General features: G+C 46.5%; 1 protein-coding gene. It reads left to right on the top strand.

Going from position 1 to position 288, the window contains the following annotated elements; translation table 11 throughout:
- The coding region (locus Q4563_RS19135; RefSeq protein WP_303605639.1) for an Asd/ArgC dimerization domain-containing protein at positions 1-288 on the top strand (288 nt) is incomplete at both ends.

The raw sequence follows: 288 nt of genomic DNA, 5'->3' as shown, positions 1-288 counted from the left end.
TCCCGCTACTGCTATTCTGGATATCGATCGTCAGGTATCCGAATTTATCAATAGAGATGAATATCCCAAAAATCATTTTGGTGTACCGCTGGCTGGTAGTTTGATTCCTTATATCGATTCACAACTGGATTCCGGTCAGAGTCGTGAAGAATGGAAAGCCCAGGTAGAAGCCAACAAGATTATGGGGAGTGGGCATAATCCAGTGCCTATTGATGGCCTTTGTGTACGTGTTGGTGCCATGCGCTGCCACAGTCAGGCAATGACCATGAAGCTGACCCGTGATATTCC

This window comes from Gilvimarinus sp. 1_MG-2023, from assembly GCF_030548285.1.
This window is presented reverse-complemented; position numbering and strand designations above follow the sequence as displayed.